22 protein-coding genes are annotated in these 24,698 nt (G+C 45.4%); 15 read left to right on the top strand and 7 right to left on the bottom strand.

The genetic code is table 11. From position 1 onward, the window contains the following. Positions 1-91: 91 nt before the first annotated feature. The 3 genes from QUA25_RS00455 to QUA25_RS00445 all read right to left on the bottom strand — a co-directional run bounded on the left by QUA25_RS00455 (position 92) and on the right by QUA25_RS00445 (position 2,759). Complete coding sequence (locus QUA25_RS00455; protein ID WP_333034719.1) at positions 92-880, bottom strand: TIGR03943 family putative permease subunit; 789 nt, start codon at positions 878-880, stop codon at positions 92-94. Between the two features lie 153 nt (positions 881-1,033). Further along, the gene (locus tag QUA25_RS00450) at positions 1,034-2,113 is read right to left on the bottom strand and encodes a permease (protein ID WP_333034718.1); all 1,080 of its coding nucleotides are present in this window, start codon (positions 2,111-2,113) and stop codon (positions 1,034-1,036) included. Positions 2,114-2,618: 505 nt separating this feature from the next. Further along, positions 2,619-2,759 carry a hypothetical protein gene (locus QUA25_RS00445; RefSeq protein ID WP_333034717.1) on the bottom strand — a complete coding sequence of 47 codons (141 nt, stop codon included), beginning with the start codon at positions 2,757-2,759 and terminating at the stop codon, positions 2,619-2,621. Positions 2,760-3,099: 340 nt separating this feature from the next. Here QUA25_RS00445 and QUA25_RS00440 point away from each other — a divergent pair, with 340 nt between their 5' ends. Then, positions 3,100-4,539, top strand: coding sequence for an ATP-binding protein (locus tag QUA25_RS00440; RefSeq protein WP_333034716.1), 1,440 nt, complete (start codon positions 3,100-3,102; stop codon positions 4,537-4,539). A 216-nt stretch (positions 4,540-4,755) separates the two neighbouring features. On the opposite strand, the gene dnaN is transcribed toward QUA25_RS00440, so the two are convergent. Beyond that, the gene (gene dnaN, locus QUA25_RS00435; protein WP_333034715.1) at positions 4,756-5,895 is read right to left on the bottom strand and encodes a DNA polymerase III subunit beta; all 1,140 of its coding nucleotides are present in this window, start codon (positions 5,893-5,895) and stop codon (positions 4,756-4,758) included. A 362-nt stretch (positions 5,896-6,257) separates the two neighbouring features. Between dnaN and QUA25_RS00430 the strand changes: the two genes are divergently transcribed. The 4 genes from QUA25_RS00430 (at position 6,258) to QUA25_RS00415 (ending at position 8,226) form a co-directional block, all read left to right on the top strand. Continuing rightward, positions 6,258-6,413, top strand: a complete 156-nt coding sequence (locus tag QUA25_RS00430; protein WP_333034713.1) for a hypothetical protein — start codon at positions 6,258-6,260, stop codon at positions 6,411-6,413. A gap of 394 nt (positions 6,414-6,807) precedes the next feature. Further along, complete coding sequence (locus QUA25_RS00425; RefSeq protein ID WP_333034711.1) at positions 6,808-7,476, top strand: MotA/TolQ/ExbB proton channel family protein; 669 nt, start codon at positions 6,808-6,810, stop codon at positions 7,474-7,476. After that, positions 7,454-7,861: a biopolymer transporter ExbD gene (locus tag QUA25_RS00420; RefSeq protein ID WP_333034710.1), complete on the top strand. Its 408-nt coding sequence runs from the start codon at positions 7,454-7,456 to the stop codon at positions 7,859-7,861. The genes QUA25_RS00425 and QUA25_RS00420 overlap by 23 nt, the downstream gene beginning before the upstream one ends. 77 nt (positions 7,862-7,938) lie before the next feature. Beyond that, the gene (locus QUA25_RS00415; RefSeq protein WP_333034708.1) at positions 7,939-8,226 is read left to right on the top strand and encodes a hypothetical protein; all 288 of its coding nucleotides are present in this window, start codon (positions 7,939-7,941) and stop codon (positions 8,224-8,226) included. Positions 8,227-8,291: 65 nt separating this feature from the next. Here the strand turns inward: QUA25_RS00415 and dnaA are convergent, their stop codons facing one another. Continuing rightward, on the bottom strand, positions 8,292-9,665 hold the full coding sequence (gene dnaA / locus QUA25_RS00410) for a chromosomal replication initiator protein DnaA (protein ID WP_333034707.1): 1,374 nt from the start codon (positions 9,663-9,665) through the stop codon (positions 8,292-8,294). Positions 9,666-9,871: 206 nt separating this feature from the next. Here dnaA and QUA25_RS00405 point away from each other — a divergent pair, with 206 nt between their 5' ends. The 5 genes from QUA25_RS00405 to QUA25_RS00385 all read left to right on the top strand — a co-directional run bounded on the left by QUA25_RS00405 (position 9,872) and on the right by QUA25_RS00385 (position 14,587). Next, the gene (locus QUA25_RS00405) at positions 9,872-11,119 is read left to right on the top strand and encodes an HhoA/HhoB/HtrA family serine endopeptidase (RefSeq protein ID WP_333034705.1); all 1,248 of its coding nucleotides are present in this window, start codon (positions 9,872-9,874) and stop codon (positions 11,117-11,119) included. 75 nt (positions 11,120-11,194) lie between these two features. Then, the gene (def, locus tag QUA25_RS00400) at positions 11,195-11,728 is read left to right on the top strand and encodes a peptide deformylase (protein ID WP_333034703.1); all 534 of its coding nucleotides are present in this window, start codon (positions 11,195-11,197) and stop codon (positions 11,726-11,728) included. Positions 11,729-11,782: 54 nt separating this feature from the next. Further along, positions 11,783-12,355 carry a TerD family protein gene (locus QUA25_RS00395; RefSeq protein WP_333034702.1) on the top strand — a complete coding sequence of 191 codons (573 nt, stop codon included), beginning with the start codon at positions 11,783-11,785 and terminating at the stop codon, positions 12,353-12,355. 96 nt (positions 12,356-12,451) lie between these two features. After that, positions 12,452-13,906: a TerD family protein gene (locus tag QUA25_RS00390; RefSeq protein WP_333034701.1), complete on the top strand. Its 1,455-nt coding sequence runs from the start codon at positions 12,452-12,454 to the stop codon at positions 13,904-13,906. Positions 13,907-13,987: 81 nt separating this feature from the next. After that, complete coding sequence (locus QUA25_RS00385; protein WP_333034698.1) at positions 13,988-14,587, top strand: TerD family protein; 600 nt, start codon at positions 13,988-13,990, stop codon at positions 14,585-14,587. Positions 14,588-14,699: 112 nt separating this feature from the next. On the opposite strand, the gene lysS is transcribed toward QUA25_RS00385, so the two are convergent. Beyond that, entirely contained in the window at positions 14,700-16,253 is a 1,554-nt protein-coding gene (lysS, locus tag QUA25_RS00380; protein ID WP_333034696.1) for a lysine--tRNA ligase, read from the bottom strand. 310 nt (positions 16,254-16,563) lie between these two features. Then, positions 16,564-16,701: a hypothetical protein gene (locus tag QUA25_RS00375; RefSeq protein WP_190274302.1), complete on the bottom strand. Its 138-nt coding sequence runs from the start codon at positions 16,699-16,701 to the stop codon at positions 16,564-16,566. 34 nt (positions 16,702-16,735) lie between these two features. On the opposite strand from QUA25_RS00375, the gene tkt reads away from it, so the two are divergent. From tkt to QUA25_RS00350, 5 genes are all read left to right on the top strand, one after another. Beyond that, positions 16,736-18,751, top strand: coding sequence for a transketolase (gene tkt, locus QUA25_RS00370; RefSeq protein WP_333034692.1), 2,016 nt, complete (start codon positions 16,736-16,738; stop codon positions 18,749-18,751). Positions 18,752-19,239: 488 nt separating this feature from the next. Continuing rightward, positions 19,240-22,038 carry a PAS domain S-box protein gene (locus tag QUA25_RS00365; protein WP_333034690.1) on the top strand — a complete coding sequence of 933 codons (2,799 nt, stop codon included), beginning with the start codon at positions 19,240-19,242 and terminating at the stop codon, positions 22,036-22,038. Between the two features lie 48 nt (positions 22,039-22,086). Continuing rightward, positions 22,087-22,533 carry a response regulator gene (locus QUA25_RS00360; protein ID WP_333034689.1) on the top strand — a complete coding sequence of 149 codons (447 nt, stop codon included), beginning with the start codon at positions 22,087-22,089 and terminating at the stop codon, positions 22,531-22,533. Between the two features lie 306 nt (positions 22,534-22,839). Continuing rightward, complete coding sequence (locus tag QUA25_RS00355) at positions 22,840-22,992, top strand: hypothetical protein (protein WP_333034688.1); 153 nt, start codon at positions 22,840-22,842, stop codon at positions 22,990-22,992. A 91-nt stretch (positions 22,993-23,083) separates the two neighbouring features. Continuing rightward, positions 23,084-24,586 (top strand): ATP-binding protein, encoded by a 1,503-nt coding sequence (locus tag QUA25_RS00350; protein WP_333034687.1) that lies wholly within the window; start codon positions 23,084-23,086, stop codon positions 24,584-24,586. Positions 24,587-24,698: the final 112 nt, after the last annotated feature.

Raw genomic sequence — 24,698 nt, 5'->3', positions numbered from 1 at the left:
ACTGTACAGTATCTTAATTTGTATACGGAGGAAGGGCCTGGAGTGTCCATCTTGCAATAAAAGTACAATTTAATCTCATACTTACTCCACATCAATAATCATACGGGTTTTTGGGCTGGGGAATTGGTTTGAGGGAGGATGCTTGAATGATTAATTTGCGCTTGCCTTGCAGTTCTTCTACGATCGTTTCTCCTTCTATTTCTAGCCAAATGTCTGGCGCAAAGGTGGCGCGACTTTGACCGATAGGTAATTTTACTGGTAACCCTATCGGATAGGCGTCTGCCGCGCAGCAAGTAATGATAAAACGCCCGATCCACATATATTGTTCTGCTATGTTGGGGGGGTGAATTACAAATCCTTGAACTTTGACTTTTTGACCTCTGTATGTATCCGGTTCGGGGTTGAAATTTAACAGCCGCACCCATTCGACGAGCGATCGCTGTTCGGGTTTTGTAGTATTGCGAAATTCTTGGGGTTGCAGTCTGGTGATGGGCAGGGATTCGGTGAGGCCTCGTTCTAATGCTGTCTGGCTGGTAAATGTGCGTGGCGTTGTTAGTAAACCTATTAATGCGACCCCCAACATTAAGGTGCTGCCGATACTGGGGGGAAACAAAGTAACGTGTTCAACTTCTGTGATTCTGAGAGAGTTATTTGCTGTTGATGTCCGCGATTGCTTTGTGGTGCGATCGAGTTTTAAGAGTTCCCAAGTTTTTAAACCGCCAATAACCAATAAGGCGATTCCTCCTGCTAGAGTCAAGCCAAAGTAATTGGGGTGAATGAGAATGCTTAATTGGCCGGTGATCCAATATTTGAGGAGCAATATTCCCCAGCCTAAGATAGCTAGGGCGTCCAGCAAGGGGCTAATTTTTTTTAAATTCATTTTTTAAGAGTGATTGGGAAGGAAGAAGGAATAGGGAAGATGGCAAAGAAAAAACACCTATCTGTATATTCGTGACTTCCGTGTCGGGGAGCAAGGTAATTGAAGAAAATCGCAAATCAAAAATGGTATTAGTTGTCAGTTTTAGCGAACTTATTAACCTAAATGCAAGTTAACAGCGAGGGTCATTAAAAAGGTTAACTGAGCTGCCAAGACAATTAAGTAAACTACGGCTCTACCTTTAAAAATTGACAGCATTAAACCGATACCTTTGAGGTCAATCATCGGGCCGAAAACGAGAAATGCTAACAGCGAACCGCTGGTAAATGTGGAGGCAAAAGATAGGGCAAAAAAGGCATCTACTGTAGAACAAATCGATACGACTGCCGCTAATAGCAGCATGGCTATAATCGAGGAAACGGGGCCTTGGCCGAGGTTGAGAATTAGTTCGCGGGGGGCGCCAACTTGAATGATGGCTGCGATCGCACTTCCGATTACCAACACTCCTCCCAATTCGCGCAACTCCTGTACCATAGTATCTAAAAGCAGGCGCAGACGCTCTTTAGAAACGCGGTGAAACATTGAGGAACGTTTCGATGTTTTTTCTGTTTTGCCTGTTTTTAATGGCTTCCAGTCGTCTTGTAGCAAAGATTCGATCGGCACCACCCCCCCCGGCTGACCGAGCATAAATGTTCCCGACTGCAACAGCAGCGGAGTGTTAGCTTGGACGAGTTCTTTTTCGGAAAACTCTGGTTTTGGCAGGGGAATCGCGCGGGCTACAGAGGGTTGCAGCAGAGGCCGCAAGTCTTTTTGGGCGCTGAACACCCAGCCGATAATTGTGGCTATAGACAGAGAAAATACCACCCGCAAAACTACAATTTCTGGCTGATCGCGAAATGCCGTCCAAGTAGCCCAAATTACCACGGGGTTGATGGTGGGGGCCGCAAGCAAAAAGCCGATCGCGGCTGGTGCGGGCACTCCCTGCATCAGTAACCTGCGGGCTACGGGCACGTTACCGCACTCGCACACGGGAAACAAAAAGCCGATCAAACTGCCCATCAAAGCCGCCAGCAGCGGGTTTCGCGGGATGCGCGATACGAGTTTGCGTTCGTCTACAAACCCCAGCAGCAAACCTGAAAATAAAACTCCGAGCAGCAGAAAAGGTATTGCTTCTACTAACAAGCTGAGAAAAAGGGTAAAAGCATTGTTTAACTGATTCGTTAGACCGGGTTGCATCGATCACCTACTGGTAGATTGCTATTTAGCTATACGTCTTTGGTTGAACTCCTTGTAGATCATACCAAAGCATAGCACTAAGTTAAGATCCAGTTAAATTTTTTTTGCCTTTTTTTGCTAGAATTTGTAGAGCTTTTAATTTAATAATCAATGCTGATGCTTTGAATGATTTGGAATGGTTAAACTTGTTTGAGTTTGACTTAAGTTTTATTGATATCCGCCTCGTACAGCCAATCAATAATTGACTAGGCAAACCGTCGCCGATTTGATGGATCTTTGGGTTAACAATGGTTGATTGTAGAACAACTGCTAAGGCAGATTTTGCAGATTGCCGGCGAGGCTAACTGTTTTATATAACGATCGCTAAAAAATTGGTTTGTTGCGATGACTTTAGTTTTCACTACCAACCTATAGGGGACGCACTGGCAGGTGTGTCGCTGGCTGATCGTTACGGGGGGTTGCGAGTACCGGATCGGGGAGATGGGATGAAATCGCCTCAAATGCCTTAGCTTGCAAGGCGTCCCGCCATCGCCCTTAGCGAGCTAAAACTCAGGGACGCGATCGCTCCAATTTGGGCTTTTAACTTGTCTGCTGACGAGTGCATCGTGTTGGCGATCGGGCAATCCCGATTTTCTTCTATTATCAATCGATTATATTTCTCAGGCTAATAATTTATTAACAAAAGGTTAAGAGCATCACTTAAGGTTAATGAATAGTTAAATAGTTGAACCAAGCGCTAATACCGCTCAAGTCAGTATAAAATAAAGTCAGGTATAATTACCAGGGCGCATTTATCTCGGTGATACTAAATCTTGCCTAATACTTTAAGTGGTAAAATTTTCATTGCTACAGTCAGTTTTTTGTGTAATTTAAAATGCAGTGTGCCAGGGGGATGGCGGTCAAAACACTCAACAACTCACCTGTTGACCTTTGGTAGCTGAATGTCTGCTGGCAAATAGAACCCAAAAAAGCGTGCTGATAAATTTATGTTGAATACCTCCTGTGTAGAAAGACCCGTCCAACCCATCTCCGAGGCTGACCTAGGAGAACTTTGTTTAGACTCTACTCTCCAACAATTGTCGCTTTACGATTTTCAGGTAGAAGCTACGGATTGGGGAATGCGAATTTCTCAGATGTTAGAAGCTAATCCACTGTTACCAGGAGTCATTGTCACTCATCAAGGTGAATTTGCCGGTATGATTTCCCGGCGGAGATTTTTAGAATTTATCAGCCGTCCTTTTGGGCGAGAATTATTTTTAAAGCGACCTGTGAGGGCTTTGTACCGCTTTGCCGAAACTGAGAGTTTAATTTTTCCCAGCAATACTTTAATCGTGGATGCAGCCAGGAAGTCGCTGTTGCGATCGAAAGAACTGCTTTACGAACCGATTGTGGTTCAAGTTTCGCCTCAAACTTATAGTTTGCTAGACGTGCACGAACTGTTAGTAGCCCAATCCAACATTCATGAACTAGCAACAAAATTGCTGAGGCAGCAAACTCAATCTCAACTAATTCAAACCGAAAAACTAGCCAGTTTGGGGCAGATGGTAGCTGGAGTCGCCCACGAAATTAGAAATCCCGTCACCTGCATCAGCGGAAATCTAGGCTTTTTGTCCAACTATTTGACAGACATTATGGACTTGCTGTCTGCTTACGAACACATTGTCGGTGAAAACGAAAAAATTGACCAACTCAAAAAACACATAGAATTTGATTTTTTGCAAGAAGATTGGGTGGAAATTCTCAAAAGTATGAAAGTTTCATCACAGAGGCTGACCGAACTCGTCACCAGCCTGCACACCTTTTCTCACATGGACGAAACCCACTTGAAACAAGCTAACATCCATGAATGTATTGACAGTACGCTGCTAATTATGAAAAATCGTCTGAAGTACGGGTTTAAAGTAGTTAAAAACTATGGAGATTTGCCTTTGGTCAAGTGTTACTCTGGTCAGTTGAGCCAGGTATTTATGAATATCATCAGTAATGCGATCGACGCTTTGGAAGAGGACAAAGCAGAAAAAGATTTTATGCCTGCGATTACTATTGAAACTGAGGTAATAGATAGTTCTGACGGAGACTGCGTTAATTCGGAATTAATTCAAAATTATGTTATGGGCGATCGACAAAATTCAAAACAGCTATCCTGCGCCACCCACAACGCCGGTTTCAGCCCAGAAGCAGGCGAAAAAAATCAAAATAACGCTTGGATAGCCATCAGAATAGCCGATAACGGGCCCGGAATTCCGCCAGAAATTCAGCGGCGGATTTTTGAGACGTTTTTTACTACTAAACCCGCAGGCAAAGGTACTGGTTTGGGATTGGCAATTACCCATCAAATTGTTACGGAAAAGCATAAAGGCAAGTTAAATTTGCATTCTACGCCCGGTACAGGTACTGAATTTGAAATTTTGTTGCCATTGATTTGAAGCAATAAGTCATATCAAAGCTATTAGCATCGGAATTATTCCTATCTCTCTTCTCTTTATCTGCGTGAATCAGGTCAATCCCTTGTCATCTGCGGTCTGAGAAATTATATTTTTTTAACCGCAGATGAGGGCATATCAACACCGATTAACGCAGATGAATTAGATAAATTCCGGTTGCAGCATCGGTGACTGTTGACTAATGACTACTGACTCTTTTTAAGCTCTTAGCTGAACTGGCATCACCAAGAATGTAGCATTGACTCCACCCAAAGGCTGGAAAATTACGGGGGCTAAAGCACCGTTTAATTGCAGTTGAATTTCTGGGGATTGAGCCGTTTTTAAAATATCAATCAGATATTTCACGTTGAAAGCAATATCTATGCTGTCTCCCGAAATCTGTGCGGGCATTGACTCTTTGCCGCATCCGACATCTTTAGCATCTACAGACAAAGTAATTTCCTGATTCTCCTCGTCGATGCTGCATTTGAGAATATTGTTTTTTTGGTCTGCAAACACTGCAATTCTTTCTACTGCTGCTAAGAACGATCGCCTTTCTAAGGTAATTTGCCGCTCAAAGGAGGGCGGAATTAACTGCCGATATGCGGGATATTGCCCTTCCAAGGTGCGGGTTGTCAGCCGCTGGTCTGCCCACTCAAACACTACTTGACCGTGTTCAAAATGCAGGGTGACAGGTTCAGTCCACTGCCGCATCACCAGCATTCTTTCTACTTCCCGTAATGCTTTAGCGGGGACTGTCACCTCAAATTCTTCTTGGGTTTCTTCGCCTTCAGCTTTTTCATTTGCAGTTTGAACTACTGCCAATCTGTGGCCGTCTGTAGCTGCAAATTCCAGGCAATCTTGCAATACCTTTAAATGCACGCCTGCAAGTACCTGTTTTGCCTCGTCGGGGCTAGTAGCAAATAAAGTTCCTTTGAGTCCTTCTATCAAGGCTTCCGGTGGCAATTTGAGGATTGTTCCGCCTTCGATGGCGGGCAATTCTGGGAATTCTTCCGGGCCCATGCCTCTAACTTGGTAGCTGCCAGAACTGCAAGTGAGATATGCTACGGTGTCCCCCGCTTCGTCTTCTAAAGTAATCTCTCCATCTGGGAGTCTCGAAACAATATCGTTGAGTAATTTAGCGGGTATGGTAAAACTGCCGCCGCCTGTTACTTCTGCTGCGAAGCTGGTACGAATGCCCAAACTGAGATCGAAAGCTGTCAAGCTAACCCGCTGATTTTCCTCATCCGCTACTAAGAGCACGTTGGCGAGTACCGGATGTGTCGGGCGGGAGGGAACGGCCCGACTTACCAACGAGAGGTTGGCGTTGAGGTCACTTTGGGTGCAAACCAATTTCATGGTAGGAAGGTTAATTAACCGGATTTGAAACAGAAACAAATCGTATCACAGAAAGCCGGCGGGTCAGTTTTTCTGTGTGTAGGGCTTAAGCATGGGGCTAGAAACCGGGTTTCTAGGCAAAATTTTGTCTGTAAAAACGAGAAATCTTCGTATAAACCGGGTTTCTGAAGTCAGCGCGCGTCGCAAATTATCTGTGTTGGGTGTGCAGGGATCGCTATAATTTTTTAATTTATTGAATTATTTTTGTGTCGATCGCCCTGTGGAAACTGTGGAAAAAAAAGTTAATTGTTTGCTGGGCGTGACTTGTAGCTAAGAATTATATCGATTCCGGTTGCGCCGGAATCATTGTTGAGTGTTGACTGTTGACTGTACAGCGAGATCCTACGCTGCACGCTACAGTGCTTAAGAGCGTACCGCTTCGTTACAGCAAGGGCGCAGATCCTATGAGCGATCGCCCAGCCCATGTGCGGACAGGTTCGAGTTTCACTTGGTTGGGCGATCGGCTGTTGACGGGGTGACAATGCCTCTGGAACCTTGATGATAAAAGCATTGAAGCCCATAAATCTCAAAAAAGATAGCTGATTATTGACAGGCTTATTGACTGATAATATCGTCCGAGAGATCCTTGAACCTGATTCTCTACGATCCCCACTCTCTTTTCTTGAGTAACCAGGCGAAGATCCTTACGCTTGGTTCCTCAACTCAAAACCTTGACGCAGCCTTGCTTTCAACCAGCTTGTCACCCGGTCGAGATCGGCTGGCGTTGATTCAAGATGATGCCAATTTCCTCCTATGGCTTTGGAAGACTCAAATTCATCTGCCTTTGGTATTGGATTTTTTATTGAGATAGATTATCATCAGTGCTGTCGAGCAAAATTGCTGGTACTACCAGCGGTCAATTAGGAGAAGTGGATGAATTTTTCAGCAATACGTGAACAATTTTTGGCAGGCGGTCTTGTCATGTGGCCGCTGCTGCTTTGTTCAATTCTATCGGTAACGCTGGCGAGCGAACGCGCCATATTCTGGATCAAAATTTACAGACGACAAAAGCAAGTTGCTCATGATGTTTTGCGGTTCTATCAACTCAATAACATGGTAAGTGTGATCGATAAGCTCAAGCAGAATGTTGACTTACCGATCGCCCGCATTTTCCTCAGCACGTTGCAGCTTGAAGAGGCGACACCTGAAGAATTTATTCTAGCGCTAGAAACCGAGGGAAAAATCGAAATTCCGCTACTGAAGCGGTTCAATCATATTTTTGACACGATCGTTGCGCTAGCACCATTGCTCGGTCTTCAAGGCACAGTATTTGGGCTAATGACCACATTTGCATCGATTAATATTGGCAACCTTGGAGCGACAAATAAATCGGGTTTGACCGCAGGCATTAGCGAAGACTTGATTGCCACTTCTGCCGGATTACTCGTGGGCATTATCACTCTGACATTTTCCAGCATTTACCGGGGCTTATATCAGCGCGAAGTTGGCCGAATTGAAGAATATGCAGGGCAGCTAGAACTGCTCTATCGTCGTCATTATCGAATTGCACAAAAAGAATATGAACTTACCCAAAGACCCTGAAATTCCTCCACAAATTAATATTGTGCCGCTGATTGATGTGGTGTTCTCGCTGCTCACATTTTTCATTCTCTCTAGCTTGTTCTTAAGCAGCCCTGAAGGACTGCCTGTGAATTTGCCCAAAGCGACTGCGAGCCACCCGACACAGACAACGAACCGAGTCACCGTCACGATTGATTCAAAAGGACAAGTCAGTCTCGATCGTCAGCCCACAACCGTAGAGGCTTTGCCCGCACAACTGAGCGCCTTAGCTGCTACTCGTCAAGACCTGATTGCCGTGATCAACTCTGACGAAAGCGTTGATTTTGGCTTGGCTGTAGCCGTTATGGATCGGGTGCGACAGGTTAAAGGAGTTAAACTAGCCATTGCGACTCGCAGACCCCAATGATATCGATTCCGGTTGCACTCCTTATCATTGTTGACTCTTGACTGTTGACTGTAGAAGGAGGGTCAAAAAAATGAAAATTGCGCGAATTATTTGTTGGCCTCGGGATTCGACTTTACGCCCGACTTTTGAAGCAAGGATTTGATATCATTCCGGCGCAGCCGGAATTGATATTACCTGTGGAAAACTGGTGGGAAAGCTGGTGCGGTCGATCGCCCGCCCATTTTTGTGGAAAAACTATTTCGGGCTATCGAGTAAAGTTTTCCACAAACGGAGGGGGACTTTTCCACAGGTTTTTCCACAGGCAAGATTGTCTATTATGGGGCATTGGGAATTGGGAATGGGAATTGTTGACTGTTGGCTGTTGACTGGTAACTGTTGACGGTGTTGGGTGATGACAACTGACAACTGTCAACAGACAACTGACTTCAAATTAAGTTTTACGGCTGACAACATTAATCCGATCGCTCAACTGACGCAAAGTTTGAGCCAAATTCGGGTCAGTGTTCCGCAACTGAGCAATTTTGTCGCAACTGTAAAGCACAGTCGTGTGATCTTTGCCGCCGAACACTTCGCCCACCTTTGGCAAACTCAAACCAGTATGCTGCCTAATTAAATACATCCCTACTTGACGGGCAAGACTAATTTCACGCCTGCGAGAAATGCCTTTCAAATCTTCCACAGAAACATCAAACTCTTCAGCCACAACTGCAATTACTGCATCTGGCGTCGCCTCTAAGCTTTCAGTTTGCTGGTTCAAAACCGGGGTGATATTCTCCACGGTCATCGGCAAACCGGTAATTGAAAGATATGCTACCGCCCGAATCAAAGCACCTTCCAATTCCCTAACGTTGGAAGTGTAACTAGAAGCAATGTATTCAATGACATCTCGCGGCAGACGCATATTTTCATACTCGGCTTTTTTTTGCAAAATTGCCATCCTAGTTTCCAAGTCGGGCAATTGAATGTCGGCAATTAATCCCATGGAAAATCTGGAACACAAACGCTCTTGCAGGCGAGGGATTTGCTGCGGCGGGCGATCGGAAGCTAAAACTACTTGATTTCCGGCTTCGTGCAAAGTATTAAAAGTGTGGAAAAATTCTTCTTGAGTGTATTCTTTGCCTTCAATAAATTGGATATCATCTATTAATAAAACATCGGCTGCTCGATAATGATCGCGGAAAGTTTGCATACTGTCTTTCCTAATTGCCGCGATTAAATCGTTTGTAAATTTCTCAGTAGAAACGTAAAAAATCTTGGCGTTGGGGTCAATTTCTAAGCGATAATGACCGATCGCCTGCATCAAATGAGTTTTGCCCAAACCGACGCCACCGCACAAAAATAGGGGATTGAATTCTCGGCCCGGAGACTCGGCTACCGCGAGGGAGGCCGCGTGAGCCATGCGGTTGTTGGAACCGACGACAAAGCGGGAAAATACGTATTTCGGGTTTAAATTGGCGGGTTTGGGGGGGTGAAGCGAGTGGCTTTCGGGGACATCGGCGGCGATGGGGGAAGGCCAAATCATGGCTGAGTCACTGCTGCCACCTGTTTCGTTGCCCCCAGCAATTGTCAAGTAAATGTCTACGGGATAGCCGAGAATTTCGTACACTGCATCGGCAAGGATTTCTCTGTAATATTTTTGCAACCAATTGCGAGCAAAGGGGTTGGGGGCGCTGACGATCAAACAGTTATTTTCGAGTTGTTCGGCGCGGGCAGTTTTGATCCACGTCTCAAAGCTAGGTCTGCTCAGTTGTACCTGGAGACGTTCAAGTATCTGATTCCACAGACTTTCGAGGGGAATGTCCACTGCTCACCTCTGCCGATCGGCATTCAAGATATTAATTCTACTCTAGAGAGTTTAGTCCTCAGATGTTAAAGTTTAAGGGAGTCTGCCGTAGCTTGCGGGGCGGGACGCCATCGCCCAAAAATTTGGCGGCTCTGCAGCCCAAACCAGGTATCGGGGAGCTGTTCAGCAAATATTTAGATTTGGCAGGAAAGCCTTAAAACATGGCCATGAAGAGTTCTACTGGCAAATTTTGGAAGCAACCGGCAATTTACATATTGCTGCTGGTAACGGGAGCCGGGGCCGCCATGTTGGGCGATCGTCTGACGGTTTCTCAATTTCGTGGAAATTCTGGCGATTCGGGACAAAGGGCGCTGGAACCGAAATTGCAACTGCCTCCTAATACAAAGGAAAAGGATCGAGTTAGCAAAGTCTTGCCGCCGGTTTCCTTGTCAGGCGACGCGGCTAATGTGAATTTTATTGTGGCTGCGGTGGCAAAAGTTGGCCCGGCAGTGGTTCGGATCGATGCTTCGCGCCGGGTGAAACCGGGAAATAGAGGGCTGTCGCCGGAAGATTTTTTTGGCAGAGAACCGAATTCGGGGGGCCGGGGCGGGATCGAACGGGGTACTGGTTCGGGTTTTGTCATCGGTGCCGACGGCCTGATTCTCACTAACGCTCACGTTGTAGAGGGAGCCGATACGGTAAATGTAACTCTCAAGGACGGCCGCAGCTTTCAGGGGCAGGTGTTGGGGGCTGATAAGGTGACGGATGTGGCTGTGGTGAAGATTGAGGCGAATAATGTGCCTGTAGTGGCGATCGGCAATTCGGATAAGCTGTTGCCTGGGGAATGGGCGATCGCCATTGGCAATCCTTTGGGTTTGGACAATTCCGTAACTGCGGGAATTATTAGCGCTACGGGGCGATCGAGCTCAGATGTGGGCGTACCCGACAAGCGGATCGGTTTTATTCAAACAGACGCTGCAATTAATCCGGGGAATTCCGGCGGCCCGCTGCTGAATGCTTCGGGCCAAGTTATTGGCATGAATACGGCGATTATTCAAGGTGCTCAAGGATTGGGGTTTGCGATTCCCATTCAGGCGGCGCAACAGGTGGCGAAGGAACTGATTTCGACGGGGAAAGTCGAACACGCTTATTTGGGAATTGAAATGGCGACGCTGAATCCAGAGGTTAAGGAGCAAATTAACAGCAACGCTAACAGCAGCCTGCGAGTTGCAGTCGATCGGGGTGTGGCTATTGTTAGCGTTGTTCCTAATTCTCCCGCAGCAGCAGCCGGTTTGCGGGCTGGAGATGTGATTCAAAAAATTAATAATCAGCCGATTATTCAGTCGGAAGCTGTTCAGGAGTTCGTGCAAAATGCTAAGGTGGGCGGGCTGTTGCAAATGGAAATTAACCGTAACGGGCAAATAGTTAATTTGACTGTTAAACCGGGGAGTTTGCCGGTTCAAAAAGTTGGATAATCTGTTGACGGTTGACAGTTGACAGTTGACAGTTGATGGTTATTACCAATTACCAATTACCAATGACTAATTAATATGGCAGAAATCTTGCAAATTTCTCAATTAGGAAATCCCGTACTGCGCCGCCAGTCGCAAGTTGTCGAGAATATTAAGGACGATCGCATCCAACAGTTGATTGACAGCTTAATATTTACCGTACAGCAGGCAAACGGAGTGGGGATTGCCGCCCCTCAAGCGGCTCAGTCCGATCGCCTGTTCATCGTCGCATCGCGCCCCAACCTGCGCTATCCCCAAGCACCCAACATGGAGCCCACAGCGATGATTAATCCCCGGATTGTGGCTGCATCAACAGAGACAGTCAAAGACTGGGAAGGCTGTTTGAGCATTCCGGGGATTCGGGGATTGGTGCCCAGAAGTACGGCGATCGAGATAGAATACACCAGTAGAGACGGCAAACTCCACCGACAAGAATTGACAGACTTTGTGGCCCGAATTTTTCAACACGAACACGACCATTTAGATGGAATCGTGTTTTTAGACAGAGTGGAAAATACCCACGAACTAATCACAGAGGACGAGTACCAAAAGCAAATTGTCAACTTACTATAACACTTGATATAATTGCTAGTAGTAACGCCAGTGATGTTGTGAATAGGAGGGCGAATGTCTATCAATTTGGAAAAAGGCGGGAGAATCAATCTCTCTAAAGAAGCACCGGGGCTAAAAAATGCCGGGATTGGTTTGGGATGGGATATCAATGCTACAGATACCGGAGCAGCATTTGACTTAGATGCTTCCGTGTTTATGTTGGGGGCTACTGGCAAAATTCCCGGCGAAAAATACTTTGTTTTCTACAACAACAAGGAGTCGCCGGACACTTCTGTAATACATCTGGGAGATAGCCGAACCGGAGAAGGATTTGGCGATGATGAAACCGTTACAGTCGATTTAACCAAAGTCGATCCGGCAGTGCAAGAAATTGTGTTTGTGGTGACTATCCACGAAGCAGAATCGAGAAGGCAAAACTTTGGTCAAGTGCGGAATGCTTTTATTAGGATTTACGACACTACTACTAACACAGAGGTAACTAAGTACGATTTGGACGAGGATTTTTCTAGGGAGACAGCGGTAGAGTTTGGCAGGCTTTACAAGAAAGACGGTGAGTGGAGGTTCCAAGCTGTAGGACAAGGCTACAATTCCGGCTTGCAAAGCTTTGTAGACAAGTATGCCGGATAAAAGGGCGATCGCTACTAGCTAAATAAATCGAGGGAAAATTCGGAAGTAGGAATGTTTCCCTCGATTTTAAGCCAGACTCATGAGGTGATAAACCAGATGGGAATTCAATTAAAGAAAGGCGAAAGATTTAATCTTTCTAAAACATCTCCAAGTTTAACAAAAGTTGCGATCGCGCTGGGTTGGGAAATAGCAACTGAACTAAATTTCTCGGACTCAAACCAGCAAAGCTGCGATATCGATGCCTCGGTTTTTGCATTAGGTTCTGATGGCAAAATTCCCGATGAAAGATACTTTGTATTTTACAATAACTCGCAGTCGCCGGACGGAGCGATCGCCCATTCGGGAGATAATCAAACTGGTCAAACTCAAGGCGATGACGAGACAATTTATGTAGACTTAGAAAAGGTAACGGCTGCTGTTGAGGAAATGGTTTTTGTGGTCACGATTCACGACGGACACGCTAAACATCAAAATTTCAGCCAAATCAGTAATGCTTTTATCCGATTGTACGATCGCGAAACCGACAGCGAACTAGCCCGGTATGATTTAACAGAAGGTTTTTCTGAAGAAACAGCAGTCGAGTTCGGACGGTTGTATAAAAAAGATGCAGCTTGGAGATTTCAGGCCGTAGGACAAGGATATAAAGCAGGGTTGCAGAGTTTTGTTGACAAGTATCATTCAGAGATTCAACAGCAAGAAAAGCCAGCACAACGTACAGTAGAACTGCCTAAATTACCAGTTATTGAAGATAGCCACAAAAGTCAGAAAGCTATAGCATTAGACAAAAAGCTTGAGGAGAAAGCGCCGCACATTTTCAATCTCGCGAAGAAAGCAGATATCTCGCTCAAGAAAGCAAATTTAACAAATCACAATGCTCAAGTAGCGCTTTGCCTCGATATTTCTGGTTCCATGTCTTCGCTGTACAGTTCAGGAAAAATTCAGCGTTTGGCAGAGAAGATTTTGGCTTTGGGATGTCGGTTTGATGACAACGGATCGATCGACATATTTCTGTTTGGGGTCAACCCCCACAATCCCGGTGAAATGTCGATCGACAATTTCTCAAACTTCATCCACCATATACTGCAACAGTATCCTTTAGAACCAGGTACTTACTACGGTAAAGTGATGAAGGAAATTAGAAACTTCTATTTTCCTGACGCTCGCGGTAGCAGGCGCTACGCAGCTATTAAAGCAGATCGACCTGTCTACGTCATGTTTGTAACGGATGGAGAAACTGCGGACGAGTCGGAAAGCAAGCAGCAGCTACAATGGTCGTCCCACGAACCGATATTTTGGCAGTTTATGGCGATCGGCAAGTCGCAGAAAGATGTCAAAAGTAAGGGAGTTCGAGGGTGGTTAGCAAGAGCCGTAGCGAGCGATTTTAGCTTTTTAGAGCAGCTTGACCAAATGGGCCATGGCTACCTAGACAACGCCGATTTCTTCAGTTTAGAAGACCCGGAACATATTGCCGATGAGGAATTATACGATTTGTTGACAGCAGAATATCCACATTGGGTAAAATCAGCACGAATCAAAAATCTCTTACCCTAGAAACAGCTTTTGCCGGCCAACAAAATGCTAGCTTAGGGCAATCATTCAACTTCAAAATAAACCTTACAGAATCACAAAACTATGGCTATCAACTTGACAAAAGGACAATCGATCGTTCTCAGCAAAAGCGAATACGACTTGTCCAGACTAACAATGGCTTTGGGCTGGGATGTAGCGAAATCTAAACAAGGTCTTTTCGGCCGCAGCAGCGGTGCAAATTTTGACTTAGATTCCTACGCTCTGCTGCTGGGAGAAAATGGCAAAATAAAGAACTACAAAGAGGATGTAATTTATTACTCTCATTTGGAGTCAAAGGACAAAACAGTTGTTCACTCAGGCGACAATCTCACGGGGGCTGGAGACGGAGACGACGAACAAATATTGGTGAAATTGAACTCTTTGCCAGCCGAATATCACAAAATTATTTTGGGCGTAAATATTTACGATGGAAAAGAGAGAAAACAGCATTTCGGCCTGGTAGAAAATGCTTTTGTGAGAGCTGTAGATGCCGCCGGGAAAGAAATCGCTCGCTATCGCTTGTCTAATGACCCATCTTATGAAGGAAAATTAAATATGTTGATGGGAGAAGTTTATCGAGAAGGCGGCGAGTGGAAGTTTAAGGCTTTGGGAAATCCTTTGGCTGAAGATATGAACGGTGTTGTCGGTTCGTTTATGCGATGATATAAAAAATGTTTTTTTAACCGCAGATAAACGCAGATAAACGCCGATGTAATTTCATCGGCGTTTATCTGTGTTAATCCGCCGAAATCTGCGGTTAAAAAAGCTACTCCAATCAATCTTTGACCGGCCGCATTGTCGGGAACATCACCGCATCGCGGATGCTTTGAGTATTAGTTAAAAGCATCACCAATCTGTCTACGCCGATGCCCATTCCGGCACAGTTAGGCATCCCCAAAGATAGCGCTTGAATAAAATCTTCATCCATTGGATGCGCTTCATCATCGCCCGCATTTTTCTGTGCTAACTGTTCCTCAAACCGCTTTCTTTGCTCTTTCGGATCGTTCAATTCTGAGAAGCCGTTCGAGTATTCTGTACCGTTGATAAATAGCTCGAAACGTTCTACAAATCCCGGCTTGCTGCGATGTCCTTTTGCTAAGGGACTGACTTCGACAGGATAGTCGATGATGAAGGTAGGTTGAATTAGTTTGGGAACAACTAATTTGTCAAAAACTGCATACAGCACGTAGCCTAAACTCTGTTGTTCTAACTTAGACAGGTGCAGTTCGAGTTTGCTTGCAGATTCGATCGCACTTTCCAAGTCCAAACTGTCAAAATCCAGCCCAAACTCGTCTCTGACAGCTTCTACCATCGTTTTCACTTGCCAGTGTTTGCCGCTGAAACCCGGATATTTTTCGCTGTAGTCGAACTTGCGTTCTAAACTAATCGTTTCCCCCTGATTTTCAATTTCCTTGACATCCCCAAATACCGCCGTCGCTGCGAAACATATCACGTCTTCGACAACTGTTAAAATGTCGAAAACATCGGCATAAGCTTGGTAAACCTCTAAAGAGGTAAACTCTGGATTGTGGGTGCTGTCAATTCCCTCATTTCTAAATGCTTTCCCTAGTTCAAAAACTCGCTCGAAACCGCCGCAAATTGCTCTTTTTAAGAATAATTCGGGAGCCACTCGCAAATATAAATCCACTTCCAAAGCATTATGGTGAGTGATGAAGGGCTTAGCAGCAGCACCGCCATAAATAGCTTGCAGTGTTGGTGTTTCTATTTCGTAAAAATTGGCTTGCCACAGATAGGAACGGATGCTTTGAACGATGCGGCTGCGAAGCATAAAACGGTTGAGCGCATCTTGGTTGCTTGCCAAATCCATTTCGCGGTGACGGCGGCAAACTTCGGGGTCGTTAATTCCATAATAAGAATCGGGAAATTGAATGGTAGCTTTTGATAAAAGCTTTAATTCCCTCACTAAAATAGAAAGTTCTCCCCTGGGGGTGCGGCAGCCGATACCTTCGACGCCGACAAAATCGCCGACATCGAGCAATTTTTTAATTTGTTCAAAGCTCAAACCGACTTCGCCGGTGACGATTGCTTTCTCGATTTTGAGTTGAATTTTGTCTGTGGCGTCTTTTAAATCGATGAAACCAATTTTGCCGCTGTCTCGCTTGGAAGTGATGCGGCCGGCTAATCGCAGGGGAATTTCTTCGGGGTCACTTTCTCCGTTTGCGAGTTCTTTTCCCGGCTGACTAAATATTTCGCGAACTTGTTGGGCTGTGTGCGATCGCGCGTAGGATTCACTGGGATAAGGTTCTATGCCTTGCGATCGCAGTTCGTCTACTTTTTGACTGCGGACTTCGGCTTCACTGAGAGTCATTAGTTATTGCCTGATTAAAATTACAAATATCTGACATCTTGCACTATTCTGGCGATCGTGCGATCGGGCGTTGCTTTGAGCAACGCCCCACAAGAAAATTCACTCTTTGTGGAACAGGCATCTTGCCTGTTCGTGACAAAGCTGCAAGATGTCAGAAACACCAAACTCTATCATAACTGGGCAGCTTTGAGAGCCAATTTGCCAAATAATTAAGTTACACCCTATCGTAGCCGGATAGCACAGAGCCGCACTCGCCCCAGAAATATCTCCGATAACAATTTGCGATCGAGTGCACAAAGCGACCGAAACATTAAAAAATTAAGTTGTCTGTCGATCGCAACTGGTGAGATGATATGTAGTGCAGCCTCACGGCAGTTCCACAGAAACTGAACAGCAGAAACGCGAGCGATCGAACTCGGCTCATCGCACCTCTGTCAGAATCGACCACACACACTCTCTCTTAACGTATAAAAACCAGAATTATGGCTGTTGCAACCCAATCACTCGAAGAACTCTGCATCAACTCTATCCGCTTTTTGGCCATCGATGCGGTAGAAAAAGCAAAATCAGGACACCCGGGACTGCCGATGGGCGCTGCCCCTATGGCTTTTGTGCTGTGGGATCGGTTCATGCGGTTCAACCCCAAAAACCCCAAGTGGTTTAATCGCGATCGCTTCGTCCTCTCCGCCGGCCACGGCTGTATGCTACAGTACGCCCTCATGTACTTGACCGGCTACGATAGCGTCACCCTCGACGACATCAAGCAATTTCGTCAGTGGGAATCCAAAACCCCCGGACACCCCGAAAACTTCGTCACCGAAGGCGTAGAAGTTACCACCGGCCCCCTGGGACAAGGAATTGCTAATGCCGTCGGTTTAGCAATGGCAGAAGCTCACCTCGCTGCTAAGTTTAACAAGCCCGACCACAAAATTGTTGACCACTACACCTATGTCATCATGGGTGACGGCTGCCACATGGAAGGCGTTTCTGGCGAAGCTTGTTCTTTGGCCGGACACCTCGGACTAGGCAAATTAATTGCCTTGTACGATGACAATCACATTTCTATTGAAGGCGACACAAGCTTGGCCTTTACTGAAGATGTCGGCAAGCGTTTTGAAGCTTACAATTGGCACGTTATTACAGTAGACAATACCGCTCTAGACGAAGATACTAACCTAGAAGCAGTTCACAAAGCTATTGAAGAAGCCAAAAAAGTCACGGACAAACCGTCCATGATTAAAGTCCGTACCATCATTGGTTACGGTTCTCCCAACAAGCGCAATTCTTACAGTGCTCACGGCGCTGCTTTGGGTAGCGATGAAGTGCAAGCAACTCGCGATTTCTTGAAGTGGGAACACGCACCGTTTGAGATTCCTGATGATGCTTTGTCACACTTCCGCAAAGCAGTCGAACGTGGCGCTCAATCTGAGCAAGAATGGCAGAAAGCTTTTGATGCTTATAAAGCAGCATATCCTGCAGAAGCAGCAGAATATGAGCGCACAGTTGCCGGTAAACTTCCTGAAGGTTGGGATAAAGTTTTGCCGACATACAAGGCAGAAGATAAGGCCGATTCGACTCGGAATCATTCTGGAAAATGTTTGAATGCTTTGGCAAGTGTGTTACCTGAACTGATCGGCGGTTCCGCTGACTTGGCATCTTCTAACATGACTTTGCTCAAGGGTGAAAAAGACTTCCAAAAAGGTCAGTACGAAGGACGTAACCTGCGCTTTGGTGTGCGGGAACACGGCATGGGTGCGATCGCCAACGGTATGCTTCTGCACGGCGGTTTAATTCCTTACTGCGCTACTTTCTTGGTATTTGCTGACTATATGCGGGGAGCAATTCGCCTCTCTGCACTCTCGGAAGCTGGAGTTATTTATGTAATGACTCACGACTCCGTAGCCTTGGGCGAAGACGGCCCCACTCACCAACCCGTGGAAACCATCGCTTCTCTGCGAGTAATTCCCGATTTGTTGGTAATGCGCCCTGCGGATGGTAATGAAACATCCGGCGCTTACAAAGTGGCAGTTGAAAGCCGCACCCGCCCAACTTTAATGGCTTTGTCGCGCCAAAACTTGCCTAACTTGGCTGGAAGCTCGATCGAAGGAACAGCCAAAGGCGCTTACATTTTGTCCGACGACGGCGGCACTCCTGACATCATTTTAATCGGCACCGGTGGCGAAACCTACCTCTGCGTTGATGCGGCTGAAAAATTGCGCGCCGCAGGTAATAAAGTGCGCGTAGTTTCGATGCCTTGCTGGGAATTGTTTGACTTACAAGATGCCGCTTACCGTGAATCTGTACTGCCGAAAGCTGTTACTAAGCGGTTGGCCGTTGAAGCAGGTTCTAGCTTCGGCTGGGGACGTTATTTGGGTTCTGAAGGCGATAGCCTCAGTATTGACAGATTCGGCGCTTCTGCACCGGGCCCCGTTGCTTTAGAAAAGTTTGGCTACACCGTTGATAATGTGGTAGCTAAGGCTCAGGCGCTGTTGGGTTAATAGCAGCAGCATAAATTTTGGTGGGGCGGGCTTCGAGCTCGCCCCATTTTTTATAGCCGAAGGAAGTTCGGCAACGGATTAGCTTTCTTCGGATGTAACAGATGTAACAGATAAATGGAAGAAGGCTTTAGTTATCTAGGAGAGAAGGCTTTAGTTATCTAGAAGATAAGAAAGAAGGAAGGAAAAGCTAAAATCTAAAATCTAAAATCGGAATATTGGGTTTCACTTCGTTCTACCCAACCTAGAGCTCGCTAGAACTCGCGAATCATTAAGAATTGCTATATTAAGAGTTACGGAAGAAAAACCAGTTTCTACGACAATATTCGGTTTGGCAACGAGGCATCTAACCAGAAACCGGGTTTTTAGCCCCCGGTGCGTTCAAGACTGTATCTTTCAAAAATTTGAGATAGGTTATAAGTCATTGGGTTAAATCACCAATTACCAATTCCCGCTTACCAATTACTAATTCTCGATTACCCATTCCATTTATGATGATTTGGAATTTTTTAAATCAGTTGTTATTCACCGGGAATTATATTCCTCAAGGCTACTGTTACCTTTGGCAGCGAGAGCTAGTCGCGCTCCACATAGTGTCAGACTCTATAATTGCCCTGGCCTACTATTCAATACCGCTATCCCTAATTTATTTTATCGTTCAGCGAAAAGACTTACCCTTTCGCAATATCTTTTGGCTGTGTGCAGCCTTTATTATATCCTGTGGCTCTACTCATATAATGGAAGTTTGGACGCTCTGGCATCCTGTTTATTGGGCTTCTGGCATTCTAAAAATTATTACCGCCGCGATTTCTGGTTACACCGCTTTTGCCTTAATTCCTTTCGTTCCCCAAGCATTAACTCTGCTGAGTCCAACTCAATTAGGGATGATCGATTTAATACTGCAAAAAGAAATAATTGAACGCCGAGAAACGGAAGCTCGCTATCAAACTTTAACTGAAGCTTCGCCGGTAGGAATATTTTATGCAGATGCTGGAGGAGATTGCTTGTATGTCAACGAGCGCTGGTGTCAAATTTCGGGAATAACCTGTGATGAAGCTTTGGGCAAAGGGTGGTTGCAAGGCATTCACCCAGACGACCGCGATCGGGTTTTTTCTGAATGGTATAGCGCCGCGCAGGAGAAATTGCCGTTTAAATCTGAGTACCGCTTTCAAGGCATTCATCACACTCAAATCAGTTGGGTCTTCGGTCAATCTGTCGGTAAAATCGGAGAAAATGGGGAGGTTAAAAGTTATGTGTGTACTATTACTGATATTACAGAACGCAAGCAGATAGAAGAGGAAAATCGACGGCTCAATGAAACTCTGGAGCATCGAGTTGCTGAGCGCACTGCTCAAATCGAAATTTCTAACCACCAATTGCAAAAAGAAATAGCTTACCGCGAAAAAATTGCACTCACTTTGTTGGAATTGACGCAACTGCAAAATGCAATTCTTAATAGCGCTAACTACACAATTATTTCTACAGATCCCGACGGTACAATTAAAACATTTAATCGGGCGGCAGAGCAACTTTTAGGTTATTCGCTAGAAGAAGTAGTCGGGAAAGTAACGCTAGCAATAATTCACGATCCGCTGGAGGTCGCTCAAAGAGCTGAAGTTCTTTCTCAAGCATTAGGAGTGAAAATAGAGCCGGGAATTCAAGTATTATTTGCCTTGCCGTGCCGGGAAATCGCGGACGAAAATGAATGGACTTACATTCGCAAAGATGGTTCGCGGTTTCCGGTACTGCTGTCAGTGACTGCCTTATTTGATAGTAGCGGAAATATTAACGGTTTTTTGGGTATCGGTCAGGATATTAGCGATCGCAAACAAGCTGAAAAAGAGCTGCGTGACCTAACCAGTGCCATGCAAAATGCGGTGGAAGGCATTTCGCGACTGGATATTGAGGGGCGCTACGTGAAGGTTAACCGAGCTTACGCTCATAAATGCGGTTACGAACCGGAACAAATGCTTGGCATGGAATGGCAGAGCACCGTACATCCGGGCGATGTTGAGATGATGCTCTCAGCTTATCAGGAAATGCTAATTTCTGGCAAAGTAGAAGTTGAAGCTAGAGGAGTCCGAAAAAATCGCTCGTTTTTTTATAAGCAATTAACGATGGTAAAAGCTTGCGACGCACAAGGGATATTTAACGGTCACCACTGTTTTATGAAAGATATCACTGAGCGGAAACTAACTGAAACTGCTTTGCTAGAAAGCGAATTCAAGTACAGGCAAATAGTTGAATTAGCAGAAGAAGGTATTTGGGTAATTGACAGAAATAGCCTCACGACTTACGTAAACCACGCAATGGCGCGAATGCTAGGTTATAGTGAATTAGAAATGTTCGGGCGGTCGCTTTTTGATTTCATGGACGAACGGGACAAACCACAAGCTATTGAAAATATCGAGCGGCGCAAGCAAGGTATTGGTGAACAACACGAATTTAAATTCAAAACCAAGGACGGCAAAGATATTTGGACTGATATGTCTACCAGTCCCGTCATGGACTCCCAGGGGAATTTGCTGTCTTGTTGCGCCTTGGTTTACAACATTACAGGCCGCAAAGAAGCAGAGCAGCAAATGCTGCAACTTACAGAAGATTTGAAGCGTTCCAACGAGGAATTAGAACAATTTGCTTATGTGGCTTCCCACGATTTGCAAGAACCGCTCCGAGCCGTTACCAGTTACACTCAATTGCTTGCCCAGCGCTATCAAGGAAATTTGGACGATCGCGCAGATAAGTATATTCATTATATTGTCGATGGCGCCACCAGAATGCAGCAGTTAATTAACGATTTGTTGGCGTATTCGCGCCTGGGAACGAGGGGTCAGGAGTTTGAGCAGGCGGACTGCAACGCTGTGGTTAAGCAAACTATGTGCAATTTGCAAATTGCGATCGCCGAAACAAAAGCTGTAATCACCTGCGACGCGATGCCAACCGTGATGGCGGATGAATTTCAACTGGTGCAATTATTCCAAAATTTGCTCGCCAACAGCATCAAATTTTGTCGCCAAGATATCCCGTTGATTCATATCGCTGCCTGCAGGCAAGAGAGCGAATGGGTGTTCAGTGTCCGCGATAACGGCATTGGCATCGATCCGCAGTATGCCGAGCGCATTTTTATCATTTTTGCGCGCCTGCACTCCCGCCGCCAATATTCCGGTACTGGTATAGGTTTGGCGATGTGCAAGCGCATTGTTGAACGCCACGGCGGTCGCATTTGGGTGGAATCTCAAGAGGGAAAAGGAGCGACTTTTTACTTCACTATTCCTATAATTAGTACCTGAAGCCTCAAAATTCAATTTTGTTTTTATACTTTAAAGGATACGCCGGTTATGAGCGATCGAAGCACTGTTAGACCTATAGAGATTCTGCTGATTGAGGATTCTCCCAGCGATGCCGATTTGGCAATAGAAGTCCTCAGTCAGGGTAAAATATTGAATAACTTGCATTTTGTGGAGGATGGAGTCGAAGCAATCAAGTTTTTGCGCCAAAAAGAACCCTATCTCAGGGTACCTCGTCCCGATTTGATTTTGCTCGATTTGCATCTACCGAAAAAAAGCGGTATAGAAGTGCTAGAAGAAATTAAAACTGATCCAAAGTTAAAATTAATTCCTGTAGTGATTCTCAGCACTTCAGCAGCTCCAGAAGATATTTTTAAGTCATACTCCCTCCACGCCAACTGTTACATAACAAAACCAGTAGACTTCGTAGAATTTACTAAAGTAGTCAGGTTAATTGAGGAATTCTGGCTGGCAGTCGTCAAACTTCCTCTAAATTAAACGAACAGATGCTTTGCTTATGCACGCTATAAAAGTTTTCAACCTATGGAAATTCGGCGGGTGGATGATACGCTTAGCGATGCTGAATAAACTTTATAAAAGCTGGCGACAAGCCACTTTTTAACACTTGGAAAATAGTATAAAATATGCTATGAGCAATAAATTTATTGAATAAAGCAGGCTTTTCGGTTCACCTTCTCGGTCTAATTTAATTCTGCTTAACTTGATTTTGCCTAAAAAAAATGGTTGTACATATTGATATAAATTAACTCAGTCCTCAAGTTAAAAATGATTCCGGTGGTAATTATGACAACCTCAGCAGCCGATGAAGAGATGGTCAAGTTTTATGCCCTGTCAGCCCGGTGCTACATCGCTAAGCTTATGGATTTTAGTCAAGTCGCTAAGCTGGTGAGATGGATTAAGGATTGGTGGCTGGTTGTGGTGACAGTTCCCAAATAATAATTTTCAAGTTGAAAATGGCAAGGGAAAGCCAAAAAGTTTAACCTAAGATGGGTAGAGTAAAATTTTTACAGTCAAAAACGTCTAAGCTATGTGGATTAAAATTCTGTTAGTAGAAGACAATCCGGCTGATGCTGATTTGCTTGCAGAACTGTTAGAAGTATCTGTGGGCGTCGAGTGGGAACTGGTGTCTGTTGAGTTCCTCCATGAGGCGATCGCACAACTGTGCAAACAACCCTTTGATGTAGTTTTGCTCGACCTTTCTTTGCCCGACAGCCGCGGTTTGGAAACGCTAACTCGCCTGCGAGAAGTTGCTCCTGATGTGCCAATGGTGGTAATGACAGGCTTGGACGATGAGGCGATCGCCCTAGAATCAGTTCGCTTGGGAGCTCAAGACTATATTGTTAAAGGTCAAATTACTACTCAATTATTAGTGCGGACGATCCGCTATGCGATCGAACGCTCTCAAACATTTCAAATGCTGCGGGAAAGCGAGCGCCGCTTTCGGGCGATTTTTGACTCATCGTTTCAGCTAACCAAGCTGCTGACTCCCGAAGGAATTGTGCTGGAAGTGAACGAGACAGCCCTCGATTTTGCCGGATTGCGATCGGAGGGTATTGTGGGCCGCCCGATTTGGGATATGGCGATTTGGGCCCAGTCGCCACAGGTTTCCGAACAATTGCAATGCGCGATCGGCCAAGCAAGTCGCGGCGAGTTTTTCCGCAGCGAAATCGACTTGTTAGGCAAAAGTGGCCAAATTATGACAGTTGATTTCTCACTGAAACCTGTTAAAAATGAAACAGGACAAGTTTTGCTGCTGATTGCGGAAGCCCGTGACATTAGCGATCGCAAACGAGCAGAAGCGGAAATTCTCAAAGCCCTCGCACGAGAAAAGGAACTTTCACAACTGCGAGCTAAATTTGTCACAATGGTTTCCCACGAGTTTCGCACACCTTTGACAACCATCCAATTTTCCGCTGGATTGCTGCAAGATTACAGTTCTCAGTGGCCCCAAGATAAAAAATCTACTCATTTTGTGCGGATTCAATTAGCAATTAAACGCATGACAGAGTTATTAGAAGATATCCTCGTAATTGGCAAAATCGAAGCCAATACCTTGCAGTTTCAACCGGTTTCCTTAAACCTTGAAAAATTTTGCCGTCAACTGGTAGAAGAGCAGCAGCTCAACGACAGCAACCAACACCCGATCGCCTTTCAATATGAAGGCGACAACTGCGAGGCTCAAATGGATGAAAAACTGCTGCAGCAAATCTTGGGAAATGTCCTCTCAAATGCCATCAAATATTCCCCCGCCGGCAGTACAGTTTCCTTGCACCTCAACTGTCAAAACAAAGAAGCTGTTTTCCAAGTTCAAGACCAGGGCATCGGTATTCCCCAAGCCGATCGAGAGCGGATATTAGAAACTTTTTACCGAGCTCCAAATGTTGGCACTATTTCGGGAACCGGTCTCGGTTTAGCAATTGTGAAGAGGGCTGTGGAACTTCACGGCGGCCAACTTGCGATCGACAGTCAAGAAGGAAAAGGCACAACTTTCACTATTACCTTGCCTCTAATTTGCCCTCCCAGTCAATAACAACTGAATTATCAACTATACATATCCGCTATTTAACGATTAATTAAGCGCCAAACAAACAAACTTATTAAGTTTAGGAACCCAGAATTTTCCAACAAACTACTGACTAAAA

Origin of the sequence: Microcoleus sp. Pol17C6 (genome assembly GCF_036701145.1) — a bacterium.
In the GTDB taxonomy this organism is placed as follows: Bacteria; Cyanobacteriota; Cyanobacteriia; order Cyanobacteriales; family Microcoleaceae; genus Microcoleus.
Note: the sequence above shows the minus strand (reverse complement) of the source record. Positions and strands in the feature narration are given on the sequence as shown.

Coding starts and splice junctions, on each gene's coding strand:
- QUA25_RS00455 (WP_333034719.1), bottom strand. CDS start 880: ATGAATTTAAAAAAAATTAGCCCCTTGCTGGACGCCCTAGCTATCTTA.
- QUA25_RS00450 (WP_333034718.1), bottom strand. CDS start 2,113: ATGCAACCCGGTCTAACGAATCAGTTAAACAATGCTTTTACCCTTTTT.
- QUA25_RS00440 (WP_333034716.1), top strand. CDS start 3,100: ATGTTGAATACCTCCTGTGTAGAAAGACCCGTCCAACCCATCTCCGAG.
- dnaN (WP_333034715.1), bottom strand. CDS start 5,895: ATGAAATTGGTTTGCACCCAAAGTGACCTCAACGCCAACCTCTCGTTG.
- QUA25_RS00425 (WP_333034711.1), top strand. CDS start 6,808: ATGAATTTTTCAGCAATACGTGAACAATTTTTGGCAGGCGGTCTTGTC.
- QUA25_RS00420 (WP_333034710.1), top strand. CDS start 7,454: ATGAACTTACCCAAAGACCCTGAAATTCCTCCACAAATTAATATTGTG.
- QUA25_RS00405 (WP_333034705.1), top strand. CDS start 9,872: ATGAAGAGTTCTACTGGCAAATTTTGGAAGCAACCGGCAATTTACATA.
- def (WP_333034703.1), top strand. CDS start 11,195: ATGGCAGAAATCTTGCAAATTTCTCAATTAGGAAATCCCGTACTGCGC.
- QUA25_RS00395 (WP_333034702.1), top strand. CDS start 11,783: ATGTCTATCAATTTGGAAAAAGGCGGGAGAATCAATCTCTCTAAAGAA.
- QUA25_RS00390 (WP_333034701.1), top strand. CDS start 12,452: ATGGGAATTCAATTAAAGAAAGGCGAAAGATTTAATCTTTCTAAAACA.
- QUA25_RS00385 (WP_333034698.1), top strand. CDS start 13,988: ATGGCTATCAACTTGACAAAAGGACAATCGATCGTTCTCAGCAAAAGC.
- lysS (WP_333034696.1), bottom strand. CDS start 16,253: ATGACTCTCAGTGAAGCCGAAGTCCGCAGTCAAAAAGTAGACGAACTG.
- tkt (WP_333034692.1), top strand. CDS start 16,736: ATGGCTGTTGCAACCCAATCACTCGAAGAACTCTGCATCAACTCTATC.
- QUA25_RS00365 (WP_333034690.1), top strand. CDS start 19,240: ATGATGATTTGGAATTTTTTAAATCAGTTGTTATTCACCGGGAATTAT.
- QUA25_RS00360 (WP_333034689.1), top strand. CDS start 22,087: ATGAGCGATCGAAGCACTGTTAGACCTATAGAGATTCTGCTGATTGAG.
- QUA25_RS00355 (WP_333034688.1), top strand. CDS start 22,840: ATGACAACCTCAGCAGCCGATGAAGAGATGGTCAAGTTTTATGCCCTG.
- QUA25_RS00350 (WP_333034687.1), top strand. CDS start 23,084: ATGTGGATTAAAATTCTGTTAGTAGAAGACAATCCGGCTGATGCTGAT.